Genomic DNA, 15121 nt, shown 5'->3' on the forward strand with positions numbered 1-15121 from the left:
CGGCTGAGCGGTCGCCTCAGCCGCGGAGGGCGTGCGTGGCCAGGCGGGTGCGCTGCAGCGCGTCGACGGTCTCGGCATAGCGGCGCTTGGCGACACCGATGAACAGGCAGTCGACGAGGGTCAGCTGCGCGATGCGGCTGACCATGGCGCCGGCGCGGAAGGCGGACTCCCTGACCTCCGTGAAAAGCGCATGGTCGGCGGCGCGGGCGAGCGGGGAGTCCTTGGCGGAGGTCACCGCGACGGTCGTGGTGCCGTTGGCTCTGGCGGTCTCGAGGAACCGCACGGTCTCCACCGTGGAGCCGGTGTGCGAGAAGCCGATGGCGACGGTCCCGGCGACGGGCAGCACCGTCGCGGCGACGGCCTCGTGCGGGTCGGCGAGCACATGGGCGTTCCGGCCGACGCGCAGGAGCTTGTGCGCCAGATCCTCCGCGACGAACTGGCTCGCCCCGATGCCGTAGAGGAGGATGCGCTCCGCACGGTCCATCGCGTCGATCGCTGCTTCGAGCACCCGGAAGTCGAGTTGGGCCACGGTCTCCTCGATGGCGAGCAGTTCGAGTCCGGCGAGCTTCGACACGGCCTCCTCGAGGGAATCCTCCTCGGAGATCTCCGAACCGAATGCACCGCGGGCGGAGAACTGCGCGGCCTCCTTGCCGAGCTCGGTGGCCAGCGCCATGCGCAGGGGCGCGTATCCGCTGAAGCCGATCGCGCGGCAGAAGCGCACGACGGATGCCACCGAGGTGTTCGACTTCTCGGCCAGCTCGTTGATGGTCAGGTCGATCACGACCGCGGGGTTCTCCCGGATCACGGCGGCGACGCGGGTGAGCGAGGGCGGCAGGGTCGATGCGGCGGCTTCGATCGTCGACTGGATGCTCAATCGGTCCTCCGGGGATGTGGGATTCTCAAGTATGTCGCGACGGCGGCTGCGACATCGGTGGTAAATTCTTTTCGGCAGATCCTGCCGCCTTGTACTATCTTTTCAGACCTTCCTGACCGTGTCCCCGAGGAGAGCCGATGAGCGCGCCGACGACCGCCTCCGTCGACCTCGGCAAGTCCCGCTGTCGCATCGTCATCGACGCTGCGGGTGAGCGGAGCACACGAGACGGGATCGGGTCGCCCGGGCTCACGGCCGCCGGGGGAGTGGAGGCGGCAGCCGCCGCGATCCTCCCTCTGCTCCGAGACGTCCCCGGACTCCGACTCCTGGGCGTCGGCGCCGCCGGGGCATGGCTGGCGCCCGAGGGCGCCGCAGAGCTGGCCTCCCGCCTCGCCGCCGCGACAGGGGCGCGGACCGTCGTCGCGTCCGATGTCGTCACCGCGCACGTCGGTGCGCTCGCCGGAGAAGCCGGAGTGCTCCTGATCGCGGGCACCGGTGCGGCGGCGCTCGGCATCGACCAAGAGGGCGCCCGCCTCGTCGACGGCTGGGGACCCGAACTCGGCGACCTCGGCAGCGGTTCATGGCTGGGGCGCGAGGCGCTGCGTGCCGTGCTGCGTCAGGCCGACGGCCTCGGACCCGCCACGACCCTGAGCGACGCCGTCGCCGAACCGGTGGGCACCGTCTCCGATGTGCAGGGCTGGCTGGCGCAGCCCGGTCCGCTTCCGCGTCGGCTCGCGACACTCGCGCCGCTCGTGCTCGATGCCGCGGAGGGCGGAGACGCGGTCGCCGGCAGCATCGCCCTGGAGGCCGTGCGGCTGCTCACGGACACCGCGGTGGCGGCATCGGCCCAGACCGTCGACGTCGTGCTGCATGGCGGGCTCACCGGCCACGCGTGGTTCCGCGACGCTCTCGCCTCCTCTCTTCACACCGCCGGCCGCCGGGTCGTGCCCGCGCAGGGCGACGCCCTCGACGGTGCGCTGCTGCTGGCGCGTCGCGCAGATCTCCCCCACGAAAGGTTCGTGCATCGTGCCGAATGACGACTCCCGCCTCTCCGCTCTGCTCTCGGTCCTCGAGAAGCTCGACACCGAGGCGTCGACCACCGAACGGGGCGACCTGGATCTGCTGGGCACCGCCGAGCTCGTGCGCCGCATGAATGCGGAGGACCGGAGAGTGCCCGAGGCGGTCGCCGAGCGAGCCGAGGAGATCGCGGCAGCGGTGGACGGCATCACGGAGCGGTTCCGTCGCGGCGGACGCCTGATCTACATCGGCGCGGGCACGGCGGGGCGCATCGGCGTGCTCGACGCCAGCGAGTGCCCGCCCACGTTCGGCACCGACCCCTCGATGGTGGTCGGTCTGATCGCCGGCGGCGAGACCGCGATCCGGTCCGCCGTCGAGAACGCGGAGGATGACGCGGAGGCCGCAGGCGCCTCGCTGCGGGAGCTCGACCTCGCCGAGAACGACACGGTCGTGGGCATCTCCGCCTCCGGCCGCACGCCGTATGTCATCGGCGGTCTGGAGTACGCCCGCCGCGTGGGCGCGCTCACGGTCGCGATCGCCTCGAACGCGGATTCGGCCATCGGCGCCGTCGCGGACATTCCGATCGAGGTCGTGACGGGTCCGGAGTTCATCTCCGGCTCCACCCGGCTGAAGGCCGGCACGGCGCAGAAGCTCGTGGTCAACATGCTCACGACGCTGTCGATGATCAACCTCGGCAAGACGTACCGCGGGGTCATGGTCGACCTGCTCGCCACCAACGAGAAGCTGCACGCGCGGTCGATCCGCACGGTCTCGCAGCTCGCCGGCGTGGGTGTCGACGAGGCGGCCGCCGCCCTCGAAGGCGCGGACGGATCGGTCAAGCTCGCGCTGCTGATGCTCGCCACCGGCGCGACGCCCGAGGCCGCGGCGACCGCCCTCGAACGAGCACACGGCATCCTCCGGGAAGCGATCGCCGCCCTCGCCTAGTGCTCGCAGGTGCAGGCTGCGCCGCCCCCGCAGCAGGAGCCTGCCCCGGTCGCCGCGTGCGCCTGCGACGACTGCGGCACGTCCATCGCGGGGTTCTCGTCGAGGAAGCCGTTCGGCTTGAACCAGAACCCGGCGTAGTCGACCGGCATGATGGGCCAGTCCTCCGGTCGAGGGAAGTGCGTGAGGCCGAACGTGTGCCACAGCACGAGGTCCTCGCCGTCGATGGAGCGATCCCGGGCGGTGTACTCCGGGAGCCCCGCGCCGCCCTGGTGGGCGTTCGGGTACCGTCCGGCCGGCCAGATCTGCCCCGACTCGTGGCGGGTGGCCCACAGGTGCTTGGTGGCGAACGCGGCGCGTGCGGCCACCGACGATTCGGGATCGGCCATCAGTAGCGCGGTGGGCTCCGGGATGAGGTGGTAAGCGGTCGGGCGGCCGACGCGGTTGGTCCGCGACGCGCTCTGCACCTCCCACACGCGCGCGACGGAGGTGTCGGCCTCCCGCTGTGCCTCCTGCTCCGTCCGCAGGGGGGTCTCCGACCAGCTGAACGCGTTGCCGAAGGGGTTCTCCGGCCCCATGGGCACGCGCTTCGCATCCACCTCGACGAGGCGGTTGTCCTCGCCGTCGATCGCGACGTCGAGCCGTGCGCAGAACAGGTGCTGGTGGACCGGCGCGAAGACACCGGGAGCGAGTTCCGTGGCGTGCTGCTGCCGCACGCCGGGCTCTCCCGCGGCGGCGAAGACGATGCCCGTGGCCTTGGCCGTGACCTCGATCGAGCCGTCGAGTCCGAAGTTCCAGTAGAAGCCGTAGTCGTAGTTGCCGATCGTGGAGAAGTACGAGACGACGAATCGGCGGGAGCGGCGCACGTCGGCGCGGCCGGACAGGTCGGTGTGCTTCCAGAGGATGCCGAAGTCCTCCTCGTGCATGCACACCACGTTCGGGATGCGAACGGGGTGGCCGTGGTCGTCGGCGACCCAGCCGTCGAGGTAGCGGATCACGCCGAGGCAGTCGCAGCCGAGCTCGAGGTGATTGGCGTTCTTGCCCAGCAGGTACTCCCCGGCGTCGAAGTAGCTGATCCAGAAGCGCCCCGGTGCCGTGTCGCCGTAGGGCACGACCATCTCGGGCACGCTCGCCCTGCTCAGCACGGAGCGACCCTGGAAGGTCACGTCGTGCAGCACCAGCCCCTCGCGCGCGTTGAAGTCCACGCGCATCGACCAGCCCTCCCACTCCACCAGGGATCCGGAGACCGTGAAGCTCGGACCCTCGGGCTGCGTGATCTCGATGGGCTTGAGCGACGTGCGCGCTGCGCCCTGCGTCTCGGGGTAGTAGTTGCCGTGGCCCTCCGGCACGGGCACGTCGCCGTGGTCCTCGACGCGGATCACGGTGTTCGCGGTCAGGTCGATGTGCACGATGAGCCCCTCGACGGGATGCGCCCACGGCGAGTCCTGCTCGTCGTACTTGAGGAAGGTCAGCGAGCGGATCACCCGGCGGCCGACCTCGTCCGCCCGCCCGGTGTAGCCGGGGGCGAGGGGGCCGCAGAAGGCGAGCGCCATATGCTGCTCGAGGCCGCGACGCCGCATGGCGGCCTGCCACTCGGGCGATGCCTTCGCGATGGCCTCGGCGCGCTCGTATTCCTCGAACAGGTATTGCGGCTGTCCGTAGGGCGGCGCGTCGTTCGGCACGCGGTGCGTGCGCAGCACCTCGCCGCGGGTGAGCGAGACGATCGCCTCGGTCGCGACACCGGTGGCGATGTCGAGCAGGGTGACGTCGACCCGACGGTCGATGGGGTCGCCGGGATTCCACGCCGCGAACTCCTCCTTGGTCGGCTCGTCGGGCAGCAGCATGGGCACGCGCGTCGTCTCGGTCAGGAGACCTGCCGCGTCGAGGATGCTGCGCGCCGCGGCGATCTCGGCGCCGGTGAGCGGATCGTGCGGGTGCGACGGCGCGATCTTCTCGATCGACACGGGCTGCGGAGCGTGGTGGGACATCATCGACCTCACTATTTTCGAGCGGACGCTCAATAAACGGGTTGGCACGATGATACGGCGCCGCCGTGACCTGCACAAGCAACGGGTCCGTGGGGGGCGCGAGATTCGAGGCGGGGTCAGGCTCGCCAGGGGGAGAGGATGCCGTCGAGCACCGCGAGGTGCGCGGCGGGGGCTGGGGTTCGGTGACCTCGACGATCTGCTGGCCGTAGGTGATCGACCGCAGCAGCGCCATCAGCGCCTCGGTCGGGGTGTCGCTGCGCAGTTCGGCATCCACGACAGCCTCCTGGAGCGCCGCCTGGATGCTGCCCTGCCACGTGACGAGGGTCGGAGCGGAGGCGTCGGGCGTAGGGGCGAGGGTGGCGAGTCGGCCCCAGAACCCCACCACGACGCGCGCTTCCGTGCGGGTTCCCTCGTCGACCGGAAGCACCTCGCGCATCAGGGCGTGCAGGCGGGCGAGTCCGCGGAGCCCGGTCGTGGCTGCGGCGATGCGTGCATCCGTGCGGCGGGTCACCTCGGCGGCGGCGGCGCGGATGACGTCGTCGAAGCCGTCGAAGTAGTGCCACAGTGAGCCGGTCGCGACCCCGAGCTCCTTGGCGACTGCGCGCGATGACACGCTCTCGTGTCCGTCTCGTGCGGCGACGGTCAGGAGCGCCTCGGCGATCTGCCGGCGGCGCTCATCGTGGTCGACGATGCGGGGCACCTGCCCATCTTGGCGCATGGATGCCGGGTCTCGCTTTTTTGAGCGGGCGATCAATATACTTCGGCTGTGGATCCTCTGCTCCCGGCAGCATCGTGGCTGATGGCGGTGGCGGCGCTCGTGTCAGCCGTCGCCTGCCTGGCCGCGCGGCGCGCCGTGCCGTGGCAGGGGCGGCAGGCCGCGCTCGTGATGGCCGCCGGCATGCTGCTGATGGCCACCGGCGTCCTCGACCCGCTGGGCGGGGTCGTCCTGGGAGCGCTGCTGCTGCTCTCGGCCATGCTCGGGACGATGGGGGTGCGCGGGACGCCGTCCGCACCCGCGTGCTGTCACCGGGCGCTCGGCTCGCTCGTGATGGCGGTATGCATGTTCGATTCGGCCTCGACCCCGGGAACGGTCGCCGGCACCGAGACCGCTACCGGCCACGGCGGGCATGGTCTCGGCGGTGTGCTCTCGGCGTTCGTGGTGGTGGGAACGCTGGCGGTCGTCGGGTGGGCGGTCGTGGCGCCGTGGCGCCGTCCGGAGTTGCACCGCGGGGGCGCGGTGCGGTCGCTGACGGTCGAGTCCTGGGCGATGGCCGGCGGTGTCGTCGCGATGTGCGCCGGGATGTGATCGTGGACCGTGAGGGAGGTCCGCTAGCGTGAACGCATGCCCCTCGCCCTGATCACCGGTGCCGCCCGCGCGAACAGCATCGCCGCCGGCATCGTCCCCCGTCTGCGCGCCGCGGGGTGGACGGTCGTCACCAGCGATCTGCGCGACGCCGACCACCTGGCGGACCTGTCGACGCCGGACGGCCCCGCATCGCTCGTGGCAGAGGTGACCGCACAGCACGGCCCGATCTCGGCGCTGATCCTCAGCCACGCGCACGATGTCGAGTCCGGAATCCTCGACACCACGGCGGAGAGCTTCGACCTGCACGTCGCCGTGAACGCGCGGGCGAGCCTGCTCCTGATCGCAGCGTTCGCACGCCAGGTCGGCGAGGACGGCGGTGCGATCGTGGCGCTCACGAGCGACCACGTCACCGGCAACCTCCCGTACGGCGCTTCCAAGGGCGCGCTCGATCGGCTCGTCATCTCCGCCGCCCGCGAACTGGGTCCGCGCGGCATCTCCGCGAACGTGCTGAACCCCGGTCCGATCGACACCGGCTGGATGGACGATGAGACCCGCACCTCCCTCGGCGAGATGACGCCGCTGGGCAGGCTCGGCCGGCCCGCGGACATCGCCGCCGTCGTCGAGTTCCTCGTCTCCGAAGAGGGGCGATGGATCTCCGGCCAGCTCCTGCAGGCGGACGGCGCCTTTTCGGCCCGCTACTGACTGCGGGGGTGCAGCGAGGATGGTCGATCGAAGTTATGAATCCGTGATCTCGCGAGGCCCTTCCGTCGCCCGTGGTTCCGCTATGAATTAGCTGTGCGGCAGAGGCGCCGCGTCTTCTCGGATGCGCCTCGGGGCTTCCGGGCCGTCGCCCTATGACTCGACAGGTCCGGTCACCGTCAACCTCGCGAACGGCAACGCGAACCTCTCCTTCTCCTCGCCGGTGATCAACACCCTCGGGGGACCGATGGGGATGTCCTTCAGCTATAACTCGTTGAACGCGGGAACGTCGAATCAGGGCCTGACGGGGTCGTACTACGACGGGCGCGATGCGGCGGGCAATATCCCGACGTCGCCCGCTGGCTACACCTTCGCCGGAAAGACACCCCTGATGGTGCGCACCGACTCGGCCATCTCCTTTGATTGGAAGAGCGGCTCCCCAGGGCCGGCCCTTGCAAACGACTACTTCATGGGGCAGTGGTCGGGCTTCATCCGCATGCCGCATGCTTCGTCGCAGTGGAAGCTCGGCGTCCGACACGACGATGGTGTGCGTCTGAGAGTCAACAACTCGACGGTCATCGATCGGTGGGTGGATGGCGCGACCGGCGTGGAGTGGACAGGGAACATGAACCTGAACACCGCCGAGGCTCCTCTCCAGCTCGACTACTACGAACTCAACGGAGGTGCTTATCTCGAGCTGTGGGCGGACGATCTCGCCGACACCGCAGGCCCCGTGCTCGTGCCTGCTTCCTGGTTCACCACGTACCGGTCGGTGATGCGCGAAGGGTGGTCGGCATCGACTCCGATCGCCGGTGACCGCACGGCCTGGGCGAAGGCGGCCATCGAACCGCAGGCCGTCGTGCTCACGGACATCTCGGGCAAAGCGCACACATATACCCGTACCTCGAACGGCGGATACAAGCCGCCCACGGGAGAGTACGGCGTCGTTGCGCTTGACGGCATGGGGCGTGTCGTCTTCACCGACGAAGGTGGCACGGTTCACCAGTTCTCGGCGCACGGGACGGTCGAGTCATCCACGCCACCGGAAGACAGTCAGAAGCCCGCCGCGCCCTTCGCGATCTACAACGCGGACGGTACGACCAAGGAGATCGTCGATCCGCTGTCGAAGGATGGCACGACGTACCATCGCAAGATCTCGTTCGTCTACCAGAATGCGGCGCAGACGACGTGCCCGACGTTGCCGCCGAACTACTACCCGGCGCGCGCGGGTTCACTGTGCCAGATCAAGTACCCCGCACTCGCCTCTGGTGAAGTGCCCGTCACCAACTTGTACTACGCGGGTGGGCAGCTGTGGATCATCGAAGACCCGGGGTCTGAGAGAACCGTCTTCACATACAACAGTGCGAACGTGTTGACCTCCGTCGTCGATTCCGCGGCCAACGACTATCTGCTCGCCCAGGCGGTGCCGAGTGAGTACGACCCTCCGGCAACGACCATCGACTACACGGACTCGCGGGTGAGTGCCGTTCGGCTTCCGTCAGCCGACGGGGGCCCCGCACCGCGGCTGAAGAAGACATACGCGTACGATCTCGCAGCGAAGCGGAGCACAGTCTCCGTCGCTGGCGTCGCGAATTCCACGAGTGCGGTCACCTATGACTCCGAGTGGCGTCAAGTCTCGGCGACCAGTCCGATGGGCGTGACGTCGACGCAGCAATGGCATCCCACCAAAGACCTCGTGCTGTCGGCCGCCGATTCCCTGGGGATGACATCGACGACGATCTACGATCCGGCAACAGATCGGGCCACGGATTCGTATGGGCCAGCGCCAGCGGCGTGCTTCTCGGCGAGCGGAAGGCCTGTCGCCGCACCGGCGGCGACGACGGGGTGTGGCATCCTTCCTGCGCACACCGCGACCACGTACGACGGCGGTATGCAGGGGCTTCAAGCGACCTACTACGCGAACAAGTCGTTGGCGGGCAAGCCTTCCCTCATCGCCTTCGGCATCGGCGGCGCCGCCGGCGCGGTGGACCGCAACTGGGCAGCGGCGTCCCCGGGCACAGGCATCGCCGCGGACAACTGGTCGCTGCGGCTGACTGGACTCGTGACCTTCCCCGCGGCCGGTCAGTACACGTTCGTCACGAACAGCGACGACGGTGCGCGGGTATGGGTGGGAGACACTCTGCTCGTCGACAAGTGGGAAGGCGGCGTCGCAGAGCGCGTCGGCTCGCCCATCACCGTCACGGCAGGCGAGACGCGCCGCATACGCGTCGAGTACCGCGACGACACGTCGACCGCGCTCCTGCAACTCAAGTGGCGTACGCCGTCGTCCGGCACCACCGCATCGGTCGTTCCTGGGACCGCGTTGCGCCCCGACTACGGCCTGGTGACACGCACGACGACGGATGATTCCACGGGAACCCCCGGCGCTGCCGCCCCCTCGACGACGGCTGCTGTGAGCTATCAGCATCCCTGGCTGGGGCAAGCGACGGCTTCGACGGTCGACCCCGGCGGGCTTGCGCTCACCACGTCGACCACCTTTGAGCAACCAAGTGCGTCCGGTTGGTTGCGGCGACTCACCCGTACGCTCCCCGCGGGCGCAGCAGCGGGTGCGCCCTCCACGGCCAAGACCACGAGCGCCTACTACGGCGATCTCGAGAGCGCACCTGCGGTGTGCGGCATACCGTCGGGCACCAGACAGTTCGGTCTTTTGAAGTCCACGACCGGCCCGACTCCTGCCAGCGGCGGTGCGATCACCACGGAGTACGCGTACGACGCGTGGGGCCGAACGGTCGCGACGAAGACGAGTGGGGACACCGACTGGTCATGCACCGGGTACGACGCCCGTGGCAAGGTCATCTCGACGAAGACCGTCGGCCCTTCCGGAGTCGCGACGATCTCCAGCACGACCACCGAGACGACGCGTGTCGTCGGCGGGGGATACACGTTCGTCACGAGCGGTGTCCCGGTCGCGGGGTCACCGAACGACTCGACGATCACGACGGTTACGGACCTGCTCGGTCGGACCGTGAGCTATACGGACGTATGGGGCACGGTCACGACGCCGACCTACGACGCGGCTTCAGGGCGCGTGACCCAGATCTCGACGACGCCGGCCGGTGGCGCCGTCTCAGTGACGGCGTACACGTACGACGCCGACGGCAAGGTGAAGACCGTGTCGGTCGACGGCCAGCAGCTCGCTGGCGTGACGTACGACGCGCTGCAGCGGTTGCAGCAGGTGGCGTATCCGGATGGGTCAGCGCTGAACGCCGTCAGCCGTGACGCCGCGCAGCGGGTGATCGGTCAGGAGTGGCTGGTCGGCGGGCAGGTCGTGTCTGACGCGGTGGTGCGGTCGCAGTCGGGTCGCGTGGTGAAGCAGCAGTCGTCGATGGGATCGACGTCGTATTCGTCGACGTACGCGTATGACACGGCGGGTCGGCTGACGTCGGCGGTGATTCCGGGGCACACGCTCACCTACGCTTTCGGGGCGACGAGCGGGTGCGGCCCGAACACGGCGGCGGGGATGTCCGGGAACCGGACAGGGGCGACGGATGTGTGGACGGCGCCGGGCCAAGCGGCGGTGACGACGTCGACGGCGTACTGCTACGACTGGGCGGACCGGTTGGTCTCCTCGTCTGTGACGGAGGTCATCCCGGACGCGACGACGGTTGCGGGTGGTTTGACCGCTTCGGAGGTCGTGTATGACGTGCGCGGGAATACGGTTCGTCTCGGTGACATGCAGTTCTCTTACGACGCGGTGAACCGTCATGTGGGGACGACCTATGACGACGGTACGGTGGTGCGGATCGTGCGCGATGCGTCAGGGCGGATCGTGTCGCGGACGACGGATCCGGCGGGGGCCGATCCGGCGGCGACGACCAACTACCTGTACGCGGCTGATGGCGACGCGGCGTGGGGTCAGAAATCCGGGGCGGAGCTGACTCGGAGTGTCGGGTTGCCGGGCGGCGTGTCATGGACGAACCAGGCTGGGGAGGTGACGTGGTCGTTCCCCGGTCTGGGCGGGCATGGTCTCGTGACCCGCACGGGGACGACGACGAGCGGGTTGTTGTTGTGGGACCCGTTCGGTCAGCCGGTGGATCCGGTGACGTTCGCGATCGGGACGGTGGCGTCGGATGACGCGGGTCAGATCGCAGGGAACACGCTGTGGCATCAGGGTGCGTTGAAGCCTGCGGAGTCCGCGGGGTCGGCGTTGGTGGTCGAGATGGGAGCCCGGTTGTATGTCCCCGCCCTCGGGCGGTTCCTGCAAGTCGACCCCGTCGAGGGTGGTGGGGCGAACGACTACTCCTGGCCCACCGACCCCATCAACGGACACGACCTCAGCGGGGAAAAATGGGCGGCGCAAAACTTCGATAGCAAAACTGCAGTGTCCGCGCCACGAGCCGAGCGACGGCTCGCAAGTTCGCCCTTCATTCGAACCAGCGCTGCGCAACGGTCGAAGTACGACAAGCCGCGCGATCGTTGGGTGAACCCGAAGTGGGTCTCGGGCACCGTAAACCTAGTCGTGGGTGCTCTCAGTATTGGGAACGGAATTGCGAGAATGATATTGTCGACACCCCTGTCGTTGTCAGTCCCGTATGTAGGATGGGCAGTGACCTTACCTGCGTGGGGCGTCGGAGCCTGGCAAATCATTACCGGGACAGCCAGAGCGATTCGCGGCGCCGGACAGCTCACGGGAGCAACGGAGAAGCCGTGGGTGGAAACCGCGGCAGGCCCGTGGGTGAGAGATGTAGCTTTCGGCATATTGCCTTCATTCTCCGAAGGTGTCATTGAGTTCGTGGGAGGCTTTTGAAATGAGATTTATCTATGGCCTCAGCTGGTTCCTTATCTATGTGATTCGCGCGTTCGTCTTGTGGATTTTGATACCTTACGCCGTCCTAGCTTGGTTATTCGTGCATTCATGGGTGCAAAAGTCAACGATCGGACAGTCAATATGTTGGTATGACCAAAACTTCTTAGCCTTTATGATCCTCGTGCCCTTCCGGTATCTGAGGTTCGTGAATCCTAAGCTCAGGTCGGCCAAATTCTTGCGTTTATCGGAGATGCGGGTGGTCAAGACATACAGGATCAGCTTCCTGAGCGAGATGGTTTAGTCGACGATGTTGGAGGATATTTGGCACGAAATCATCCAGTAAGCCCGCGTACTCCCTTCGTGTTGTAGTAGACTCTAGCGGCTAAGTGATCACCGCATTTCCATTTTGAGGAACATGGCTTTGATTGTCTTCGACTTCAAGGTTCTCCGTGAGACGGACCTAGACAACGTCATTTGGCATGAAATAGGGGCGGCGCCATTTTACTATTCTTGTTTCTTGGGTGACGTAATATTCGAGGTGGATGATGTCGATCTCAGTGTCAGCTGGGGATTGGTGCCGGTGTTCGATTTTGCGTTCCAAATGCGTCGAATAGCTGAAGCCCTCGCCGGCGGTGAGGATCAGGTGTACAGCTTCACCGAATCGGATTCTACGATCGAGTTCACGCTGCAGCGGGAGGGGGTCGAGATTCGAGCCGAGTACGCGGAAGCTACTGTGACGGTGTCTGTCAGCGAGTTCTCGCGGGCCGCGGAGGGCCTGCTCTCGAAAGTTCGCCATTAGATCGAGGCCGCGCATCCAGAGCTGCTCGAAAATCCCCATTACCGGGAGTTGCTCGGTTCGTACTGGTAGCGGTCGAAGCAGGTCGCACGTCAGGTTGGTGTCGGCGCTGATTTCGGGCATGAGTTGTGGCATGGCAAAGTTCCGAGAGGACTCTTCTTTCGGTGCTCACTACTAAATCCCCACTGGTTCTGGGCAAGGAAGCGTCGGCGGTAACGGACGAGACTGCCGGCAAGGCGATCAAAGCAGGCGGAATGGTGGTGCAAACGCTAGAGTGATTCGAAGTGCTCCAGGGGCGGTGACGCGAAATTCGCTCCATTCTTCGAACCGCGCGATTCGAATCTCCGCGAGAGGAGCAGAGGTCGTAGCCGCCAACTCGCTCAGCTCGACCTTGCGCCGACCAAGCGTGCGCAAGCCGCTTGCATCGGGTGTCACGAAGAAGCTGGGGAGGGACACGATCGATGCCGCTTGACCAGGCTTTCAGACGCGGCAGACCCGGAAGGGCTCGCCGCCTTGGCGTTGCATCTCTGTTCATCGGCGTGCTCCCCGTAGCGGTTCTTCTGAACTACTCGTCAGCGAGCATGCCGAGCGTCCTGATCTGGTTCTCCGTGATCGCGCTCCCGCTGTGTATGTGGCTTTGGATTCGCCTTCCTTTCACGGGCGTCACTCTGACCTCCTCGCACGTGGTGGCGACGTCGTGGTGGTCGCGACGAAAGTACGAGCGGGGGGCGGTCGAACGATTCCGCGCTGAGCCCTACACAGGATTCTTCTTCGTTTTTGGGTGGACGGTTTACGACGGACGCTTCGAGAGCGGCCACCTCGTCTTGGAGTTCGCGGATGGTCGCAGGCGACCACTTGGGGGCACCGTCTGCAATCGACGTGTCGCTCGAGAGATTGCGGAGGCGCTCAATCGCGACCTGGGACTCGATGTCGGCGCGGGTGTCGGGCAGCGTCGGAGTGCGCGAAACAGTCGTGCGCGCAACGAGTAGCCATTCGTCCCCGCACGTTCGTGGCGTTGGGGCTAGTGTGGAGCGCACTTCCCTCAGGCGCCGAGGGGGTCGCGAGTTCGGCGCATGGTTTCGACGAAAGACGGGAGTGCTCGTTCCTGATGACGAGCCGCGCTGGAATGTCACTTCCCTCCGGGCGAGGCGGCCGATCCGCGCGACTCGCGGTGACCTCCGCGGAACCCAGTGGCAGGTGATGCCGTGAACGGTTGTGCAGAGTATCCGTTGAACGAGTCGATGCCGTGGTGGGCGCTTTCCGAGTTGCCGCGCTCTGTCGCGCGCGCCGAGTTCGACCGCACAATGCGGGAGAAGGACGAACGTGTTGCGATCATCCGCGATCTGTTGACGAAGTCTGGTATCGAGTTCGACGGCAGCGATGGATCGGTTCAGTCATTGAATGACTGGTTCGTCGAGACGATGACGCCCGCCGCCGACCGGAATGACCCCGATCGGCGGTCACAGTCCGTGTGTGAGGACGTTACGTTGCTGCTCGGTGACGTGATGATCGATCGTCATCCGGAGTTGCGCTGGGAGTTCTTCATCTGGGGCAAGAAGAATGTCGCGTATCAGTCCCATGTGATCATGGGATTCTCGCTCGAAGACCCCAAATGGCACTCGAATTTCGATCTGCCGCGGATCATCTACGGATACGGGGCTCAAGTCCTGGACACCCGTCGCGGGCTCCCCGTCGACGTGGGCGTGCCTGAGGGGCATCCGTTGCACGGAGTTCAGATTTCCCTGCCCCCGCTCGATCGGTCTGAGTTCCTCTCCTTGCTGGCGGCCGTGGCTCGACGGTGTCAACCTAGACGAAGCTCCTAGGCATGTCTGCTGGTCTGATCTGTGTCGAAGGGCTTCCACGTCACGAAACAGACCGGAGGAGGTGACGATGGAACCGGATCGACGGGCAGCAGAGGAAGCGTTCGCCGCTGGCCGATTCTTGGACTTCGTGAAAGCTGTGGGCGGCGCAGAGGATGGCGAGAACCATGCGTTCATCGGGGAGCTGATCCCGGCGGTGGACTTGGAGTCCGCAGACCTCGGGCAGGAGCCGACAGCAAAGGCGCTGTTCGAACTGGCGGCGCTCGTCTGGGAGGTCGACGAGCGTCTTGCGCTCTCGATGTTTCGCGAAGCAGCCGTCGGCGGGTCGACCGAAGCGCTTGCTGCGCTCGGCGAGAGCCTGCAGTGGATGGGTCACGACGAAGAAGCCGTGGTCTGGTTGAGGAAGGCGATCGACGCGAAAGCTGGCAATTCTCTCCGACTCGCTGGCCTGCTCGGTGAAGTCTTGATGCACACCGGAGGGCCCGCTGACCGCGAAGAAGCCGAACGCCTTCTCACGATGGGGCTGCAGGAATCGACGGAGTTCGGGGTTCCCCTGGCACAGCTTCTCCTCGAGCGCGGAAGCGCGGATGACGCCCGCGAGTTGTTAGAGCGAGCGGTTGCCACCGACGTCTACGGAGCCGCGCTTCTGCTGGGGAACCTCCTCGGTGAGCTGCCCGGAGCTTTCGACGCGGCTGAAGCCGCCTATCGGGCGGGGATCGCCAGCGGTGACGCACACAGCGCGCACAACCTCGCGGTGATGCTGCGGGACAACGGCGAACTCGTGCGGGCGGCGGAGTTCCACGAGCTCGCGAAACAGATGGGCGACCCGACGCCTCTGCAGGCACCGAGCGACTGAGAGGCGCCCCCGCTAACGCACGGAGCCTTGGACGCCAGCAAGGGCCGCAAATACCCCA

The 15121-nt window shown here is 66.9% G+C and carries 10 protein-coding genes; 8 read left to right on the plus strand and 2 right to left on the minus strand.

Features of this window, described 5'->3' with window-relative positions; translation table 11 throughout:
- Positions 1-16 precede the first annotated feature (16 nt).
- The gene (locus tag CSX12_RS05175) at positions 17-874 is read right to left on the minus strand and encodes a MurR/RpiR family transcriptional regulator (RefSeq protein WP_124895075.1); all 858 of its coding nucleotides are present in this window, start codon (positions 872-874) and stop codon (positions 17-19) included.
- A 137-nt stretch (positions 875-1011) separates the two neighbouring features.
- Here CSX12_RS05175 and CSX12_RS05180 point away from each other — a divergent pair, with 137 nt between their 5' ends.
- Both CSX12_RS05180 and murQ read left to right on the plus strand, forming a co-directional pair.
- Positions 1012-1908 (plus strand): BadF/BadG/BcrA/BcrD ATPase family protein, encoded by an 897-nt coding sequence (locus CSX12_RS05180; protein WP_124895076.1) that lies wholly within the window; start codon positions 1012-1014, stop codon positions 1906-1908.
- Entirely contained in the window at positions 1898-2833 is a 936-nt protein-coding gene (gene murQ / locus CSX12_RS05185; protein WP_017204025.1) for an N-acetylmuramic acid 6-phosphate etherase, read from the plus strand. Before CSX12_RS05180 ends, murQ begins: the two co-directional genes overlap by 11 nt.
- On the opposite strand, the gene CSX12_RS05190 is transcribed toward murQ, so the two are convergent.
- On the minus strand, positions 2830-4821 hold the full coding sequence (locus tag CSX12_RS05190) for a primary-amine oxidase (protein ID WP_124895077.1): 1992 nt from the start codon (positions 4819-4821) through the stop codon (positions 2830-2832). The two genes, murQ and CSX12_RS05190, sit on opposite strands and share 4 nt — an antisense overlap.
- Positions 4822-5584: 763 nt before the next feature.
- Here CSX12_RS05190 and CSX12_RS05200 point away from each other — a divergent pair.
- From CSX12_RS05200 to CSX12_RS05230, 6 genes are all read left to right on the plus strand, one after another.
- Positions 5585-6124 (plus strand): hypothetical protein, encoded by a 540-nt coding sequence (locus CSX12_RS05200; protein WP_124895078.1) that lies wholly within the window; start codon positions 5585-5587, stop codon positions 6122-6124.
- Between the two features lie 36 nt (positions 6125-6160).
- The gene (locus CSX12_RS05205; RefSeq protein WP_124895079.1) at positions 6161-6826 is read left to right on the plus strand and encodes an SDR family oxidoreductase; all 666 of its coding nucleotides are present in this window, start codon (positions 6161-6163) and stop codon (positions 6824-6826) included.
- A gap of 121 nt (positions 6827-6947) precedes the next feature.
- Positions 6948-11591: a PA14 domain-containing protein gene (locus tag CSX12_RS05210; protein WP_124895080.1), complete on the plus strand. Its 4644-nt coding sequence runs from the start codon at positions 6948-6950 to the stop codon at positions 11589-11591.
- A gap of 415 nt (positions 11592-12006) precedes the next feature.
- Positions 12007-12390, plus strand: coding sequence for a hypothetical protein (locus CSX12_RS05220; protein WP_124895082.1), 384 nt, complete (start codon positions 12007-12009; stop codon positions 12388-12390).
- A 1187-nt stretch (positions 12391-13577) separates the two neighbouring features.
- Positions 13578-14210, plus strand: coding sequence for a hypothetical protein (locus CSX12_RS05225; RefSeq protein WP_124895083.1), 633 nt, complete (start codon positions 13578-13580; stop codon positions 14208-14210).
- Between the two features lie 67 nt (positions 14211-14277).
- A complete protein-coding gene (locus CSX12_RS05230; RefSeq protein WP_124895084.1) occupies positions 14278-15063 on the plus strand; it encodes a tetratricopeptide repeat protein in 786 nt (261 codons plus the stop codon).
- Positions 15064-15121: the final 58 nt, after the last annotated feature.

Source organism: Microbacterium sp. Y-01 (genome assembly GCF_003856715.1).
Lineage (GTDB): Bacteria > Actinomycetota > Actinomycetes > Actinomycetales > Microbacteriaceae > Microbacterium > Microbacterium algeriense.

What these genes read in the sequence shown, in the direction of transcription:
- CSX12_RS05180 (WP_124895076.1), top strand. Translation starts at nt 1,012, where the DNA reads ATGAGCGCGCCGACGACCGCCTCCGTCGACCTCGGCAAGTCCCGCTGT.
- CSX12_RS05190 (WP_124895077.1), bottom strand. Translation starts at nt 4,821, where the DNA reads ATGATGTCCCACCACGCTCCGCAGCCCGTGTCGATCGAGAAGATCGCG.
- CSX12_RS05205 (WP_124895079.1), top strand. Translation starts at nt 6,161, where the DNA reads ATGCCCCTCGCCCTGATCACCGGTGCCGCCCGCGCGAACAGCATCGCC.
- CSX12_RS05210 (WP_124895080.1), top strand. Translation starts at nt 6,948, where the DNA reads ATGCGCCTCGGGGCTTCCGGGCCGTCGCCCTATGACTCGACAGGTCCG.
- CSX12_RS05220 (WP_124895082.1), top strand. Translation starts at nt 12,007, where the DNA reads ATGGCTTTGATTGTCTTCGACTTCAAGGTTCTCCGTGAGACGGACCTA.
- CSX12_RS05230 (WP_124895084.1), top strand. Translation starts at nt 14,278, where the DNA reads ATGGAACCGGATCGACGGGCAGCAGAGGAAGCGTTCGCCGCTGGCCGA.